This is a genomic window from Chitinophaga barathri, from assembly GCF_003807585.1.
In the GTDB taxonomy this organism is placed as follows: Bacteria; Bacteroidota; Bacteroidia; order Chitinophagales; family Chitinophagaceae; genus Chitinophaga; species Chitinophaga barathri.
This window is the reverse complement of sequence record NZ_RMBX01000001.1, coordinates 490,530-507,337: the sequence shown is the minus strand read 5'-3', so window position 1 is coordinate 507,337 and position 16,808 is coordinate 490,530. Positions and strand designations below refer to the sequence as shown.

At 48.6% G+C, this 16,808-nt stretch carries 9 protein-coding genes; all 9 read left to right on the top strand.

Going from position 1 to position 16,808, the window contains the following annotated elements; translation table 11 throughout:
- The first annotated feature begins 3 nt into the window (after window positions 1-3).
- The 9 genes from EG028_RS01765 to EG028_RS01725 all read left to right on the top strand — a co-directional run bounded on the left by EG028_RS01765 (window position 4) and on the right by EG028_RS01725 (window position 16,687).
- Complete coding sequence (locus EG028_RS01765; RefSeq protein WP_120514317.1) at window positions 4-1,461, top strand: hypothetical protein; 1,458 nt, start codon at window positions 4-6, stop codon at window positions 1,459-1,461.
- Window positions 1,462-1,472: 11 nt separating this feature from the next.
- Complete coding sequence (locus tag EG028_RS01760) at window positions 1,473-4,829, top strand: TonB-dependent receptor (RefSeq protein WP_120514316.1); 3,357 nt, start codon at window positions 1,473-1,475, stop codon at window positions 4,827-4,829.
- 20 nt (window positions 4,830-4,849) lie between these two features.
- Window positions 4,850-6,217, top strand: a complete 1,368-nt coding sequence (locus tag EG028_RS01755; protein WP_162946203.1) for a Kelch repeat-containing protein — start codon at window positions 4,850-4,852, stop codon at window positions 6,215-6,217.
- A gap of 568 nt (window positions 6,218-6,785) precedes the next feature.
- Complete coding sequence (locus tag EG028_RS01750) at window positions 6,786-7,637, top strand: hypothetical protein (protein ID WP_120514314.1); 852 nt, start codon at window positions 6,786-6,788, stop codon at window positions 7,635-7,637.
- Window positions 7,638-7,846: 209 nt separating this feature from the next.
- The gene (locus EG028_RS01745; RefSeq protein ID WP_120514313.1) at window positions 7,847-8,419 is read left to right on the top strand and encodes an RNA polymerase sigma-70 factor; all 573 of its coding nucleotides are present in this window, start codon (window positions 7,847-7,849) and stop codon (window positions 8,417-8,419) included.
- A 71-nt stretch (window positions 8,420-8,490) separates the two neighbouring features.
- A complete protein-coding gene (locus EG028_RS01740; RefSeq protein WP_120514312.1) occupies window positions 8,491-9,540 on the top strand; it encodes a FecR family protein in 1,050 nt (349 codons plus the stop codon).
- Window positions 9,541-9,761: 221 nt separating this feature from the next.
- Window positions 9,762-13,211 (top strand): TonB-dependent receptor, encoded by a 3,450-nt coding sequence (locus EG028_RS01735; RefSeq protein ID WP_162946202.1) that lies wholly within the window; start codon window positions 9,762-9,764, stop codon window positions 13,209-13,211.
- Between the two features lie 11 nt (window positions 13,212-13,222).
- The gene (locus EG028_RS01730; protein ID WP_162946201.1) at window positions 13,223-14,749 is read left to right on the top strand and encodes a RagB/SusD family nutrient uptake outer membrane protein; all 1,527 of its coding nucleotides are present in this window, start codon (window positions 13,223-13,225) and stop codon (window positions 14,747-14,749) included.
- A gap of 99 nt (window positions 14,750-14,848) precedes the next feature.
- The gene (locus EG028_RS01725; RefSeq protein WP_123864503.1) at window positions 14,849-16,687 is read left to right on the top strand and encodes a cellulase family glycosylhydrolase; all 1,839 of its coding nucleotides are present in this window, start codon (window positions 14,849-14,851) and stop codon (window positions 16,685-16,687) included.
- Window positions 16,688-16,808: the final 121 nt, after the last annotated feature.

Here is a 16,808-nt window from a genome sequence, read left to right as displayed (position 1 = left end):
AAGATGAAAAATAATATCGTTAGGATACTGATTGCCGCGATCCTGCTGGTAACAGCAGGAGGATGCAGCAAGGAGCGGGCCCGGCCCATGGAGGGCGCGGCATATGTAAGGTTTTTCAATGGAATTTCCTATTACCCTAATATGCCTGATGAAGAACCTAATGACAGGTACTTTCCGCCTGCCGTTAAGAATAAAACCATCAGCGCATTTTACGGCAGCGATCCCCCGACGGGCTTTTTTCCTGCCACACCTGCACAAATGCGGCCCGGGCCATTGGTAAGCTTTTTTATCGATCCGGAGATGGATGACCAGGGACTACCCGTTGCCGCGAAAATGACCGGCGACTTTATTGGCATACAACAAAATTTTTATCCTTACCAGCCCGATAAAGTAGGGGACCAGGAGAGGAATATACAGGTAGACTGGCCCGGGGTGCTGGGACTTGAGCGCGCACCTGTGCAAGGAGGCGTGGACCTTGCCCGCTGGGCACGCGTGCCGGCCGGAAAACATCGCATAGTATGTGTGTACCGTACTTTATACAATGAGGATTATCAACCGATAGATTACCTCGTAACGCGTATACCTTTCTTCAGGCTTTCGCAGGCGCAAAAAAGCCTGCCGCTCAAAGGTACCCGCATGAACACTATTGTTGCACTCGACACCGTGGTGGAATTAAAATCTTCTGAGTCTTACACCATGAAACTTGTCAATAACCGGATGTTTGATGTACAGGAAATCGGCAGCAGGTTTCAAAGTTTCGATGGCGGGAGCGTTCCACCGGAAAAATACCATCTGTTGGTAAGAAAGGAAAATTATGCGGGCCAGGCGCTTCAGGCCGGGAAGCTGTACCTCAGGGTATTCAACAATACCAACAGTACGTCTTTCCTGCCGGATGAATTCGACGTGTACCACCGCATTGCGTGGTTCACTGCGTCCAGCATGACATATGATACATTACAGGGAAAATGGAAACCAATAAGGTCTGGCAGTCAGCGGCCAAGCAGTTACACGGATTTCAAAAAACTCGGCACCGTAAGCGGAAGGTTTCTCAGCGATGCGGTCAACGCGCCTTTTTACGAACTGGAAAGAATTCCCTACGATTCTTTGCTGGCGCCGAACGGGATCGATCTGATCTATCCCAAAACGATTCTGATCGACGGTACTCCGGTGCTTCCTTTGAACATCGCAGTCAACCTTATCTGGAGCCGTCATGAAATTTCTTTTTATGCGAAAGGGAGCACACCTTCTATGGCATCCACAGGTTTACCCGCAGGTGTCATCAGCCCTACGCTATACCTGAACCTTGAGCCTGTATTGTATGAAGGCGGAAGGTACACCACCGTTCCTGTCCTTAATACACTTGATCTCAATACGGCTTATACCAGCTGGAATAGTTTCGTAAAGGCCACGGGTAACATTCCTAATGTGAAAGCCTGCATCACGCAGGAAATTATACGATAACATTTATACTTATGTCAACAAGAATAAAAGACACACTCACCGTCCTGTTTGCCTTTATGCTGCTGTTTGCCGCTCCCGCGGCCGTTCTGGCGCAGGAAACAAGCGGTGAGGCAAGAGGTATTGTTACGGCCGGGAACAAACAGGAGATTCAGGCCGGCGCGGCTGTGATAATGATACATATGCCTACCGGCACTTCCTACAAAACGGTAACCGACAAGTTCGGCCGGTTTGTCTTCGCCGGGCTCAGGGTAGGAGGGCCTTACGTGTTAACGGCCCGCAGCATGGGTTACGAAGAAGCCGTCGTACAGCAGTTGGTGATAAAACTGGGTGTTCCTGTGGAAGTGCCCGTACACCTGGCAGAGAAAGTAAGTGACCTGAAATCGGTAACAGTATCAGCTAAACGAAATCAACCTGCCAACCGGTTCGGGGCTGGTACAAATATCAATAATTCCAGGCTCAACGCACAACCAACCGTTTCCCGCTCATTGCAAGACATTACACGTTTAAGCCCGCAGGCTACGAAGGATAATTCTTTCGCCGGTTCCAGTTTCAGGTACAATAACGTTACCATCGACGGCGCCGTAAACAATGATGCGATCGGCTTTTCGCCTTCCGCCGGCGGCGTGACGGGCACTTCGGGTATGCCCGGTTCTTCTACGAGAAGCAATGTAATATCGCTGGATGCTATCCAGGATGTACAGGTATATGTAGCTCCGTATGATGTAAAGCTCGGCAATTTTTCAGGTGCTTCCGTGAACGCGGTAACCCGTTCCGGGTCCAATATTACGGAAGGATCGGTATATGCTTTCGGAAGGAACAGCCTGCTGGTCAGCAAGGACAAGCATGGCGGCAACGGTGAGATGCCAAAAGCCTTTAAAGAGTACCAGGCTGGCGCAAGGATCGGTTTCCCGATCATTAAAAACAAACTGTTCGCGTTCGTTAACATGGAAGCGGGATCGCGTACCGACCCTGTTCAGAATGGCGCGGGAACGGCCGCAAGCGACAAGATACTTACGAAGGACGACGCGATCCGCATCAGGAATTTTCTGCTCAACCCCGGCGTACACGCTGCGGACGATCCCAACCGCCCTGTTTATGATCCGGGCGCTTTTGGCGATACGACCATTCATGCTTCTAGCCAGAAGGTTTTTGTGAGATTGGACTGGAACATCAACAGCAAGCATCAGCTGTCGCTTCGCAACAACACTATGTTCTCCGAAGCTTCCAACCTGGAAAGGGACGAGCTGAACTTCAGGTTTGGCAGCATCGCTTTTATGCAAAAAAACAAGCAAAGCGCTACGGTAGCCGAGCTGAAAAGCCGCTTCAGCCCCCGCCTTCATAACAGCCTGGTCATCGGTTATACCCGTGCAAACGACAACCGTGAACCGGGAAGCCTCCCCGAAATGGCCCAGGTACAGATCGAAGGGCGCACGCCGGGCACTACCATCTTCCTTGGTACTGACAGGGAGGCCAGCGTGTTCGATTTCAGGCAGCGCACCTGGGAACTGACCAACAATCTCACTCTATACAGCGGCAAGCACACCATCCTCTTCGGTACGCACAACGAACTGTATGATATTACTTACAACTTTGTCAATTCTTTTAACGGACGTGTAGATTATCAAAGCGGGTACTCGGGTAGCGCCCTGAGCGGCGTGGAAGCCTTCCTGGAGTCACAACCGGCGAGGGTAAGAGGTAATTTCAATTATCTCGATAATTCACGGCCTTATCTCATGGCGAATCCCTCCGCACGCTTCAACGTTCATTTGCTTTCTGCTTATGTGAGGGATGAGATCCGCCTTTCAGACAGGATCAGTATATCTCCTGGTATCAGGATCGACTATACGAATCTTCCGGACAGACCCGTATTGCCTGACCGTGTAAAGGAAGCCATTACGGACAACATGCTTACGTCCGTTTATGCTGGATATACCTATACGCCGGCGTCGAAGATCAGGAATGATTTTTTCAGTTCGCCACAGTTCTCGCCCCGTATAGGATTTAACTGGGACGTTCTTGGAAACCGCAGCCTGGTAATTCGTGGCGGGTCGGGCATGTTCGTTTCGCGTATTCCGTTCGCATGGCTTGGATATGCTTATTATAACAATGGGAAAACTTTTGGATCGTATGATGCGCGTGCTCAGAACATACAATTCGTACCAGGTGTCAGTCCTCTCCGGGCCGATGCCCAGGGCATCGCGTGGTTTGCCGCGCAGAATGGGCAGATCATCAACAATCCAGATGCCGGGAAAACGCAGGCTGATCTGATAGATAACGACTTCAAGATGCCGAAAACATGGAGGAGCAGCCTGGCGATCGACTATAGTTCACCAGCAGGTTATAAGTTCAGCATTGAGGCCGTTTATACTAAAGTTGTAAAGGACATACTTTTCCAGCAGATCAATCTGAAAGATTCGCCTGGTTATTATGCTTATGATACCATTACCCGGAAGCAGCCGATATTTACGGGTGCTGGCACTGATCCGGGTTTTACCAGTATTTATTTGCTGAGTAATACCGGCAAGGGGCATAGTTATGCCGTCACTTTCCAGGTTTCCAGCGACATGCAGAAAAGCTTCAACTGGAGCGCTGCTTATACCTATGGTAAAGCAAAGGATATCAGCAACGGCATCCGCAACAGTCCTGAGAGCAACTGGCAGCTGAACCAGGCGCTGAACCCGAACGATCCGGGTCTTGCATTGAGTAACTTCGATATACGCCACCGCATTATCCTTTCAGCGGGTTACCAGTTGAAATACCGGTTCGGCTCCACCATGTTACAGCTGTTTGGCTCAGTGCAAAGTGGTTCGCCGTTTACGTATGGTTTTGTAAACTATTCAGTGCAGCAAACCGGTCAGCAGACCAGCCTGGCGTATATCCCTAAATCAGGCGAAACTATCCGTTTCTTCAGTGATTATTCAGACAGGGAAGGGCGCATTCACACTGCGGCGGAACAAGCAGAATCGTTTGACCGGTATATCGACGGGAATAAATACCTGAGAAGCAGAAGGGGTGACTATACTACGAGGAACACCGGCAGAACACCGTGGAACTACCAGGCGGATCTCCGCATTGCACAGGATTTTTATTTGGGTAAACCTGATGAACGCAAAACCATCACGATCACGCTCGATATCATGAACCTGACGCAACTGCTGAACAGGAATTGGGGGGTACAATATTTCTCGCCGAATACCTTTAACAGCACGGCGAGCGTAGGTCTGATACCGCGTATGAACGAGTCTAACAAGCCTTATACGCAAGGAGGTTACCCGGTATATTACTTCCAGGACCCGGGCAAACCTTATTCTGTCAATTACATGGCTAGCAGATGCCAGGCCCAGTTCGGCGCCCGTTACACATTTTAAGAAGAATAAATTTATCAGACATGAAAGTAATTTTATTGAGTTTGCTCGCATTTATGATAGCGGCTTCCGCCTGCAACAAAGGAGTGGTGTTTCCGGCAGAGGATGAGGGGGTAGATAGTACGATGGGCAGGGTAACTATCAATGATTTTTCGCCGGAAGTATTTTACGAAGGAGATACCGTTGTCATCCACGGGGTAAACTTTAGTGAAGATGTTGAAGTCTGGTTCGGCAACGCGGACAACAAGACTCAGGGCACAGTGCTGCAGGTTTCAAACAAACTCTTGATGGTGGCCGCTCCGGGCGGATTGAACAGAAGTGGAAAGGTACATGTAAGGTCAAAAGGAATAACGGCTGAAAGCCGCTTAATGTATATTGCGGGGCAGTGGTGGCAGGTTGGTGAGTTTCCCGATTCCATGAGGGCTTATGGTTTTTCTTTTGCAATAGGAGGAAAGGTATATTTCGGAGGAGGGGAAAGCGTACCGCCTTTTACCGCGCAATTTACGACCTATAGCAGGAAACTGTACGCTTATGATACGCTTGCGGGAACATGGGAGATGAAAAAAGATTTTCCAGGCGCCGGCCGCAGCAACGCCAGCGTTTTTGTTATAAACGGGAAGGCCTATGTAGGTAATGGCGGAGTTGTTTCGTATAGCTCCACAGGTAGCGTGACAGCAAGAACAAATTTCAGGGATTTCTATGAGTATAACCCTGATACCGATACATGGCACAGGATTGCGGATATGCCAGCCGGTTCTGAAAGACTGGATGCCTGTGGCTTTGCGATAAATGGTATAGGATACATTGGCATGGGCTTGCGTGAAAGCGGCCCTTTTTCAACCGTGTTCCTGGATGATTTTTACAAATATTCCCCATTGACCAATACATGGATGAAATTGCCGGTTACTTTTCCTGTCATTGGAACTGTAGGGAGAGAGAAGCGCAGAGGGGTAACCTGCTTCGTGCTGAATGGTAAGGCCATCATCGGGGGTGGAGGGGCCAATAATACGAACAGTAATTCCGGGTTGGCTGATTTTCAGCGGTTCGATCCTGTGGCGCTAACGTTTACACCAGTTGCAGCGCATCCTGAAAGGTATTATTACCGGATTGGAGGTTTTGGATTCGCTATCGGCGGTAAAGGTTACATTGGCGGAGGAAGCATTTTCAACATCACGCAGTCATTCACCCTGCAACGGGTCGTTTATGCATTCGAAGATGCGACAAACACCTGGACGACGCTTCCAGTAATGCCCCAGGCCGCATTTAATGCCATGGGTACGAATGTACCCTCACCTATTCCGCATAACGGCGGAGCCGGGTATGGGGCTGCTACAGAAAATGCGGCTTATTACCTGGGAAAAAGCAACCGGCTTTGGAAATTCCAGCCATGACTTTTTACAATTTTATAAATTACATTTCCATCTACTAAATGAAGGCGCTCATATTTATGGGCGCCCTTTTCATTTCCGGAAGTATGCTGTGAATTGTCTTGCTCAATTGAAATTGAACCCGGTGCACGATAGAGGCTGATGACGTATCGCCATTGTAGCTACCGGCCCTTAACCTTTTGCGACTGGGCGTTCAGCAAATTTTATTCCGATTTAGGAAAGTTCCGGTGCCGATTTTTCCAAGATTTTCAAATTCTCCTTCTGAAGATCCTTTAAATGAGCTGTAACAGCAATCTGATCTGAAAGATATCTCATGAACTGAATATTCATTATTTTTCAATCCAAAGTAAGTAATGATCCGTTAATATCAGTAGTCGGGAACGGGGTATAATTATTACCATAAGGGGTAGAAGAGTCTTATTTGTATATATATTATACTTATTTATAAATAGTATTGAGTGTTTGCAATGCAATATGATACATAGTGATAAAACTATTCATAATTCAAGGGTAAGTATAAATGGCACAACCAAAGCCGATACAAATTGTTAAAAAATTAAACCTTTAACCCATGAGAAAAGTCATTAAGCTGATGGTATTAATTTTACTAGCCTATTTCGTGTCAATTTCTGTAAAGACGTTCGCTCAGAGTAAAGAAGACGTGTTAGTCATGAAAAACGGTGACAGGAAATCTGGAAAAGTTATTACCGTAACAGCAACAGCAGTTAAATTTACGTATAGCAAGGAAACTGCGGAATATGAAATAGAAAAATCTGAAATAAGCAGGGTAGAATTTGCAAGTGGGCGAACGGAATCATTTGATCAACAGCCTGCGGCTACAGCAACCCGGGCCGAGCCTGCAAACACTCCGCAACTGGCGTCACCTGAACAGAGAAAGAATAAAGTTGCTGTTCTTCCATTTGAAATTGAAACGAATGAGCAGGGATTGGCAACACCTGCAATGAGTAAACAAATACAGGAATCTTGCGTCAATGCCCTCAGGGCGCAATCGCCTTTCCAAACTATCCAGGATCCCATGACCACCAATAATATTCTGGCTAAGAAAAACCTTCAGGCTAGCGATCTGGCGATGTTTACACCAAAGGAATGGGCAGAATTATTGGGAGTAGAATATGTTGTGATAGGATCATATTCCATTCAGAACAAGGGAACGCAAACATTTGGAAGTGGCATAGCATCGTATGATTCTAAAACTAAGGATGATAAAACGAAAGGAACCGCTTACGGCACCACTAATTCATATACAACCGTAAACTATGATACACATGTAACTGTCGGTGTATACAATGATCATGGCGAACAAATTTTCTCCGACTCAAGGGCTCCGGCATTTGGTGGTTTAGATTCATATAAAAGTGCACTGAAAACCTTAATGAAGAAGTCTCCATTTGGAAGAAAATAAATTTGAGAAATTTATTCAAACATTCTTGCGGATGCCGCGTTGATCGGCGATTGCCTCCGGGCAACTATTGAAACGTTGGTTGCTCCTGATCGGCAGCAGGCAGTTATGAGCCAGCAGCAGGGGCCTTTTATCTGCCCGGAATCTCATTTATAATAATTGTCATTTTAACGTCTATTTTTTATTTTCGGGCTTATGCTTATATTGCCTGTATGCAACCAGATGAGCTTTCGCATCTTCAAGACCTTATTGCCCAGCATAACGAAAGGGCTTATAGACGCCTGTTTGATTATTTTTACCCAAAGCTGAAATCATTTGTTATAACACTTATTAAAGATGAGATGGGGGCGGAAGAAATAGTGGAGGACGTGTTCGTTGCCGTATGGAACCAGCGGGCCAGGCTTCCGGAGATCCGTTCCATTTCCGTGTATCTCTTCACTGCAGTAAAGAAAAGATCGCTTACATTCCTGGCGAGTAAATCCAAAGACCTGCTTTCCCTGGTGGACGAATATCCTGAAGGGTTGAATACCAATGATTTTAACCCGGAAATGCTGCTGATGGGCCGGGAAATGGCTGAAAGGATTTCGGCGGCTATTCAGTTGTTGCCTCCTAAATGCCGGCTGATCTACACCATGGTGCGGGATAATCAACTGAAATACCGCGAAGTGGCGGAAATTCTGAATATCTCCGAACATACAGTAGATGCGCAAATGACAATCGCTATCAAACGGATCGCAAAATTCATCCGGGATTACCTTGCCTCGCATCCCGGTCAAAAAAAATAATTTTTTTTTCTGCTCTCTAAGGGGGAACCCTTTTTTTGTTGTCTTATAAGGTAGGACCACTCGTTTTTTCAATGGAAGAAGACAAGATATGGAACCTGATGGCCAGGAAACTTTCAGGTGAAGCATTGCCGCATGAGCTAACCGCTTTGCAGGAACTGATGGATCAGCAGCCTGAGTTGCGTGAGGTATATGCCATGATGGCCGAGCATTGGGATGCGGCGTCTGAAGAGGAAAGCGGGAAGCTGGATGGCAAATACCTTCGCCTGTGGCAGGCTATCAGTGAAAAAAAAGAGAATCAGCGCGCAAACAAGGCGCATTTTAATATTTCACGTCTTAACACAGCTAAATGGCTTACGGCAGCTGCCTGCATCGTGCTGGCGGTTGTCTTTGCCATTTTTTTCACAAACAGGAATGGCGATCCGGCCCAGCTGAGTGAAGTATCTACCCGCAATGGTTCCCGCACAAAGATTATCCTGCCTGACGGATCGGCCGTATGGTTGAATGCTGGCAGCAGGCTTACCTATACCGCGGGCGATTTTACGAAGGAAGAAAGGGCCGTGCATTTGACGGGCGAGGCTTTTTTTGATGTAGAACCTATGCCCGATGCGCCTTTTATTGTGCATACCCAGCAGGCAAAGGTGCAGGTGTTAGGTACCAGTTTTGATATCAAAGCCTATCCGGAAGACGGGCAGTTTGAAGCCGCGCTCATTACCGGCGCCATAGTGGTGATACCGAAAACGGGAAAAGAAAAGACCATTCAACTTAAACCGGGACAACGCATTACCCTGTCTGAGAACAGGCCGGGGAAAGCCGCTTCCCCCGCTATTCACTTGGATTCAATCCGTATGATTCCGGTAAATGGCGGGGCGGACAGCCTGTTGCTGGAAACCGCCTGGATAGAGAACAAACTTGCTTTTACCAGTGAACCTTTTTATAGCCTTGCAGCCAAAATCGAACGTTGGTATAACGTAAAGATCAATTTTGCAGACACCACGGTTAAAAACTACAGATTCACAGGCGTTTTTGAGGATGAAACGCTTGAACAGGCGCTGAGCGCCCTGCAATTCACCGGTTCATTTAAATACCGGATCGTTAAGAACGAAATATTTATTGAGGAGTAAAACTATACGTTATGAAAAAGACTTAAATCCTGTTAAAAAAGAACGGGAAATGTTTGCTGCATTTCCCGCCCAGGGTCCTGGTTTTTTATTCTCCCCTTCACTGCCTGATAAACATTCGGGGGAGCCATTTTGTCACCATAAACCACGTTAAATGTATGAAAAAAATTCCACGAATTCCGTGTGGTTACCTGTATTTGGGTAAACTAAACATTTTACTCTGTATGAAACTTTCCTTTGCTTTAGTCTTCCTGCTGAGCATGCAGGTTTCCGCCAACGTATTCTCGCAGGATACCAGGCTGAGCCTGCGGCTTGATAAAGTCGACCTTAAGGAGGTGCTTAGAGCCATTGAGAAAAAGAGCGATTACCGGTTTCTTTATAAAGACGACCTGTTCACCGGCCGTCAGAAGGTATCGGTAACAGCCAGCGATGAGCCGGTAAAGGACATCCTGCAAAAAGTTTTCGCTTCCACCGGGCTTACTTTCAAAGCCATGCAAAACAAGCTGGTAGTGATTGCCCCGGCTGGTGAGATTCTGAAGGAGGTCACCGTTAAAGGAAAAGTGACAGATGCCGCCAACGGTCTGCCGCTGATAGGCGTAACCGTTCAGCTGAAAGGCAGCAAAGTAGGCGCTGTAACCGACCCGCAGGGCGCCTTCAGCCTCACTGCACCGGATAATGCCACCCTGGTGATTTCCTATATTGGCTACATTCAGCAGGAGGTACCGGTAAACGGCCGCACCAACATCGACATCCAACTGACCGTGGCTTCTACGGGGCTGAACCAGGTGGTAGTGATTGGATATGGCAGCCGTGAAAAAAAGGATGTTACAACTTCTATCAGCAGCATCGGCTCAGAACAGATCGCACAAAGCGTGGCCATGAGCCCTGAGTTCGCTATCCAGGGGAGAATGACGGGCATCCATGTTTCCGGCAATGCCGCCAATCCCATGACGCGTCCTACGATCCGCATAAGGGGTGTCAATACCTGGGGTGTATCAGACCCGTTGTATGTGGTGGACGGTATTCCCATTACAGAACTGGGCGCTGGTATTGAAGGACAGATTGATGCAAGGGTAGCCGACGTGCGTGGTGGGATCAATATTTTTGCCATGCTCGATCCTAACGACATTGCTTCCATCTCGGTGCTCAAAGACGCTTCCGCCGCAGCCATCTACGGTGTACGCGCTTCCAACGGCGTTATCCTGATCACTACTAAAAGAGGGCAGGCCGGTGCTCCCAGCGTGGACTTCAGCGCCCGTTACGGCGTGCAGAACTTCGCCAAAACCTGGGACGTGCTCGGGACGAAGGACTACGTTAATTTTTTCAAAAATTCATATGCTGCGAATCCCGCTGTTACACTGGACCCATGGTTTAACCCGGCCAGTCCGGGTTACCTGGGTAATTCCACGGTAGATGAGGATTGGCAAACACCCCTTGTCAATAAAAACGCGCCGAACCAGGATTATTCCGTGCGTGTTTCCGGAGGATCGGAAAATACCGATTACAGCTTCTCCCTGGGATACAACAATTCGGAAAGCGCGCTGATTAACCAGGGCTTTGAAAGATACTCAGGTTCTGTAAAGATCAACACAAAGATCTACAAATGGCTGAGGACCGGCATCAACTACCGCATAGCCCATATCGCCGGCGAGGATTACAACAATTCAGACCTGATGGACCGGGCTCTTACGCCGCCCTGGCAGCCGATCTATGCAGATGGACCTGCTTTCCTGAATGGCTATGCGCAAGTCGTAAAGGGGTATAATCCTGACGGTTCCTGGAATAAGGATAAACTCTACGGTGAGGGCACCCGGATCAACACGTTTGGTTCTATCGCGCTAAATACCCGGAAATACAAGTCCCTTCGCAATATGGGCAGCGTGTATCTTGAACTGGAACCCCTGCCTAACCTGAAGTTGAAAGGAACAGTCAGCATTGATGCCTATGAGCATAACAGGATGGAGTTCGGGGATTACAACTCAAATTTTTACGATTATACAGCCGGCAGTCCTAAAGACAAAGGAGGCGGAACCTCACTGGGATTTTATGGAGAAAGAGTGACCAAAAACTTTAACCTGGTAAAAGAACTCAGCCTGAACTATTCCCGCAATTTTAACGGCCACCAGCTGGACTTCCTGGCGAATGTAATGGACCAGCAATACCGTGCGGGGTATTCGTCCGGCAGTTCTGATTATATGACCACGCTGGAACCACATCTTTGGACGATTGATGCGGACAGGCCCTATACTGAGGTGCAAACTGATAATTTCCGCTGGGCGCTGGAAGGTTTGTTAGGGCGTGTGGCGTACAACTACAAATCGAAATATTACCTGGATGCGATCGTACGGTACGACGGCAGCAGCCGGTTCGCCAAAGGCAACAGGTGGGGAGTGTTCCCTGCCATGTCAGCAGCATGGCGCATTTCAGCCGAACCGTTCATGAAGGACCAGGCATGGATTACGGACCTGAAACTTCGTGCAGGCTGGGGTGAGCTGGGTAACCAGGAAGTGCGCAATTTTGCTTATATCTCCACGGTAGACAAAAATCCCATGTATGCTTTCGGTTCAATGCCGGGTGGTAATGGCATGGGCAATTACATGCTGGGTGCCGCTATGTTTTCCTTTCCCAATCCTTCCATCCAATGGGAGAAGACGGCCACTACCAATATCGGCGTCGATGCTGTGTTGTGGAGGGGCTTGACCGTTACAGCGGAATATTACAACAAAAAAACCACGGGTATTTTACAGACCACCACGCTGCCGCCCAGCGTCGGGGCCAAAAACCAGCCCATTGCAAACATTGCGAGCGTGAGGAACAGCGGCATGGAATTGAGTCTTGGATATGAAGGCAAGATCGGTGATTTCGGTTTTAATGCCGGTGCCAACATTACGACGGTCAAAAACGAAGTGCTTTCAACCTATGGTGGTGTACCCTTGAATAATGGCACATCCCGCATTGAAACCGGGTATTCCATGAATTACATTTATGGTTACCAGGTAGGGGGTATTTTCCGCGATGACGCAGCCGCAGCCGCATACGATGCTGTATATAATGATAAAAGCGCGCAACAACCTCACAAAGCAGGCGACCTCTGGTTCAGGGACATTAATGGTCCGGCAAACGCAGCCAAAGGGCACCGCTTTTACACACCCGGCGGCGACAGCGCAGTGGATAACTTCGACCAGACCTACCTGGGTAAAACCATACCCGGGTATTTTTACGGGTTCAACGTAGGGCTAAATTATAAAGGCATCGATCTGTCTGCTTTCTTCCAGGGCGTAGGCGATGTACAAAAACTGAATACTGCCCGGCAGAACCTGGAAAATACGGGCACACGTGGGAACAACATGAGCACTTCCGTGCTGAACGCATGGTCGCAGCAAAACCCCAACTCCGATATGCCCAGGGCAGTAGTGGGAGACCCGAATGCCAATGGCCGTGTTTCTTCCCGTTTTGTTGAAAATGCAGGATACCTGCGAATGGGCAACCTGCAGCTGGGATATACATTGCCTGCATCTGTATATAAAGCAACCGGCGGGCATTTGCGGTACCTGCGGATCTATGCGTCCGCCTCCAACCTGTTTTTAATCACTAAATGGAAAGGCCTGGACCCTGAGAACGATCTTCAACCTATGCCCAGAACCTTTTCCATTGGCCTGAACAGTAAATTTTAATGCTTATTACCATGAGAAAACAACTCACCTATATACTGGCCATCTGCATGTTTTGCGCATGCGATAAAAAGCTGGACATACTGCCTACACAGGAACCTGAAGCGGATTATTTCAAGGACGAAGATCACCTGCAACGGGGGATTGGTGGTGCTTACGCAAAGCTGACCGATCTTTATGCCTACAACGCAAACAGCCCCCGGCACCGCCTGTGGCTGCTTCCCGGGGACGATCTCATGTCCAACAACCCCACTGTAATGGATAATTTCAGCGGCCTCAACGGGGGAGATGGGGACCTGAACAACGTCTGGAAAACACTCTACGAAATAGTGAACCGCACCAACACCATGTTGGAGATCACTGAACAAAACAAGCAGGTGTATATGACCGCCGGCCTGGCGGATTTCAACAAAGGTGAAATGTTGTTCCTGCGCGGATGGGCTTTTTATAAGCTGTGGACCTGGTGGAAGAAAGCCCCTGTATCTGTTGTAAGGATCAAGGACAACTCAGGTGATCTGTACCTTAAACCCTCCAAAGACCTGGAACTGCTGGACCAGGCGATCAAAGACTGGAAAGATGCCGCCACCCTGCTGCCGGATAGCTGGCCGGCAGCGCAAACCGGGCGCGTTACAAAGAATTCGGCTTACGGGATGCTGGTGAAAGGATATGTTACAAGAGCATGTTTTAACAGCAAGAACCTGCAGGATTACGGCGATGCGCTTGCCGCTTATCAAAACATCAAAGGCCGCGCGCTGGTGGCACATTTCGGTGATAACTTCGACTACCGGAAAGAGAACAATTCCGAATCCTTGTTCGAGTTCCAGGCCAGCGCATCCAGCCAGGAAAACCCCTGGCTGATGAACGACTTTGGAAAGGGCACAGGCAGTATGGGCGCGTTTTACCAATATTTCGAGGACAGCTGGACGAACCTTGGAACCTTGATGGGGCCGAGCCTCAAGCTGATCCAGTCGTTTGGCCCTGTGGACCCGCGCAGAGGCGAAACAATTGCCGCTAATCCTGCGGACCCCTGGTCTTTCAACGGAGGTTACAAATTCACAAAATATATTAATGGCGAACGGGGAAAGTATGTAGGCCTTGCCAGCATTAATTCCATCAACAATACACGTATACTACGGCTAGCTGATATTAAACTCCTGGTAGCGGAAGCGTACCTGCAAACCGGCAAACCCGCCGAAGCGCTCGCTGAGATAAACGACGTTCGCGCCCGCGCCCGCAAATCAGTGGCAGGCCCTGAAGCGGCGCAGCCTGCTGCCCTGGCGGCCGTTACCATGGCAGACATCATGAACGAACGTTTGCTTGAACTGGCCGGTGAAGATGGTATCCGCTGGAATGATCTCCAGCGCTGGCACGCAGCTGGGTACATCAATCTCGGTAATTGGACAAAAGCGGATTTCGGGTTCCCTGTCAGTTATGCGAACTTCTCATTCACAGCAGGCACGCATGTACTGATGCCGATACCGGTTTCTGAAATGGAGACCAATCCAAATATGCTGAGTGACGGGCAAAATCCTGGCTACTAATTTTTATTCCTAAGGTGTACTATAACTATTTGGTTTTATTTATTCATGGACTACGTGCGGTTCCTGTCCAGGATGCTGCAAAAAATGTATACAACATATATGGAAACTAAAAAAAAATGGTTGCTACTGTCTAGTAGCACGCTTTTTCTAACATTGTCATTATCCGCGCAGCAGGTGATCCCCCTGTACGAAGGGGCCGTTCCTGATCAGCTGGAGCAGAACGTGAAGGAAAAAATTGAAAACAGGAATGGTATTGAGCTGACGAGCAACGTGGTAAACCCTTCGCTTGAGATGTACAAACCCCCAAAGGGAATTGCTACCGGCACTGCTGTGATTATCTGCCCGGGCGGCGGATACTGGGTGCTGGCAACCGGTCACGAAGGAAAGGATGTTGCCAGGGAGTTTAACAAAATAGGCGTTACTGCCTTTGTACTCAAATACCGTTTACCTGATTCAGTCATTTCCCGGCAACCCTCCATATCACCCATCCAGGATGCGCAACAGGCAATGCTGTTAGTGCGCAGTCGGGCTGTAGAATGGGGCATCGATCCGCGGAAGGTCGGCATCCTGGGTTTTTCTGCTGGCGGGCATTTGGCAGCATGTGCAGGCACGCAATTCAACCGTCAGTATGTTGCTAACCGGCAAGGGTTAAGCCTGCGCCCTGACTTTATGATGCTTATATATCCTGTCACCAGCTTTGTAGCTCCTTATGCGCATGCCGGATCCTATAAAAAACTGCTCGGCAATCATGCAACGGATGAACAACAGGCGCTCTTTTCTCCTGTTTTGCAGGTAAGCCCAACAACGCCCCCTGCTTTCCTGGTACATGCAGCAGATGATACCGGTGTGCCAGCGGAAAATTCCGTTCAGTTCTACGAAGCGCTGCGGGAAAACCAGGTGCCCGCCGAATTGCATATCTACCAGGAAGGCGGCCATGGGTTTGGCCTGCGATTACCCACCGGGGAAAAATGGATGGAAAGATGCAGGAACTGGCTGAAAGTAAACGGCTGGCTTGAAAAATCGCCGGTAAAAACACACTGTTATGTGACAGGGCGTTTTTTGCACGCGCCCGATGGTGAAAAGATCATACTGCGCGGCGTGAACAAAATGAACGTTGTAACTGATAAAACGGGAGAGCGCTCCTTTAAAGAGATTGCCAAAACCGGGGCAAATTGTGTACGGATAATGTGGATGAAATTCGGCGGTGGCGGGCAGGCATTGGATACGGTGATCGGAAATGCGGTCCGGCATGGCTTATTGCCTGTGCTTGAACTGCATGATGCTACCGGTAAATGGGACAAACTGCCCGAATGCCTTGCTTTCTGGCTGCAGCCTGATGTGGTAAAAGTTATAAAAAAATACGAACGGTACCTCGTGATCAATATCGCCAATGAAGCAGGTGATAATACCATTACCATGGCTGATTTTGTACAAACCTACACTGCCATTGTTAAAAAAATGCGGAACGCTGGCATCCGCGTGCCGCTGATGATTGATGCGGCGAATTGGGGGCGGAATGAACAATACCTGCTCGAAAATGGAGCGTCGCTCTTAAAGAACGACCCGGGTAAGAACCTCCTTTTTTCCTGGCACATCTGGGATTCCGGTATTTCAGAAGAAAGGATCAGCCGGGCAATCGATCAATCCATTGAAAAAGATATTCCCCTGGTGATCGGCGAGTTTGCGCCCATGGAAGTAAAGTGTAAATGCTGCATACCATACCGGTTTATTATGAAATACGCGCATAAACAACAGATCGGCTGGATGGCATGGAGCTGGGGGCCGGGCAACAGCGACTGCCCGGGCATGGATATGACTTCTACCGGCGTTTTTGATTCCCTGCATGGATGGGGCCGGGAAACAGCACTGGACGATCCTTTCAGCATAAAGAAAACTTCTGTTAAGCCGATGTTTTTATATACATCAATTGCTTATTAGCGGAATTTGAATGAGAAAAATGCTAATCACCGCGTGCATTTTGACTTCACGGCTCCTGAATTATTCGGGAAAGCTTTTGAAGGGAGTAGAATCGGTTAGTCCCTTCATCACCGGAAGATTT

Excerpts from the sequence above, each read along its gene's own strand:
- EG028_RS01765 (WP_120514317.1), top strand. The coding sequence starts at position 4 with ATGAAAAATAATATCGTTAGGATACTGATTGCCGCGATCCTGCTGGTA.
- EG028_RS01760 (WP_120514316.1), top strand. The coding sequence starts at position 1,473 with ATGTCAACAAGAATAAAAGACACACTCACCGTCCTGTTTGCCTTTATG.
- EG028_RS01755 (WP_162946203.1), top strand. The coding sequence starts at position 4,850 with ATGAAAGTAATTTTATTGAGTTTGCTCGCATTTATGATAGCGGCTTCC.
- EG028_RS01750 (WP_120514314.1), top strand. The coding sequence starts at position 6,786 with ATGAGAAAAGTCATTAAGCTGATGGTATTAATTTTACTAGCCTATTTC.
- EG028_RS01745 (WP_120514313.1), top strand. The coding sequence starts at position 7,847 with ATGCAACCAGATGAGCTTTCGCATCTTCAAGACCTTATTGCCCAGCAT.
- EG028_RS01740 (WP_120514312.1), top strand. The coding sequence starts at position 8,491 with ATGGAAGAAGACAAGATATGGAACCTGATGGCCAGGAAACTTTCAGGT.
- EG028_RS01735 (WP_162946202.1), top strand. The coding sequence starts at position 9,762 with ATGAAACTTTCCTTTGCTTTAGTCTTCCTGCTGAGCATGCAGGTTTCC.
- EG028_RS01730 (WP_162946201.1), top strand. The coding sequence starts at position 13,223 with ATGAGAAAACAACTCACCTATATACTGGCCATCTGCATGTTTTGCGCA.
- EG028_RS01725 (WP_123864503.1), top strand. The coding sequence starts at position 14,849 with ATGGAAACTAAAAAAAAATGGTTGCTACTGTCTAGTAGCACGCTTTTT.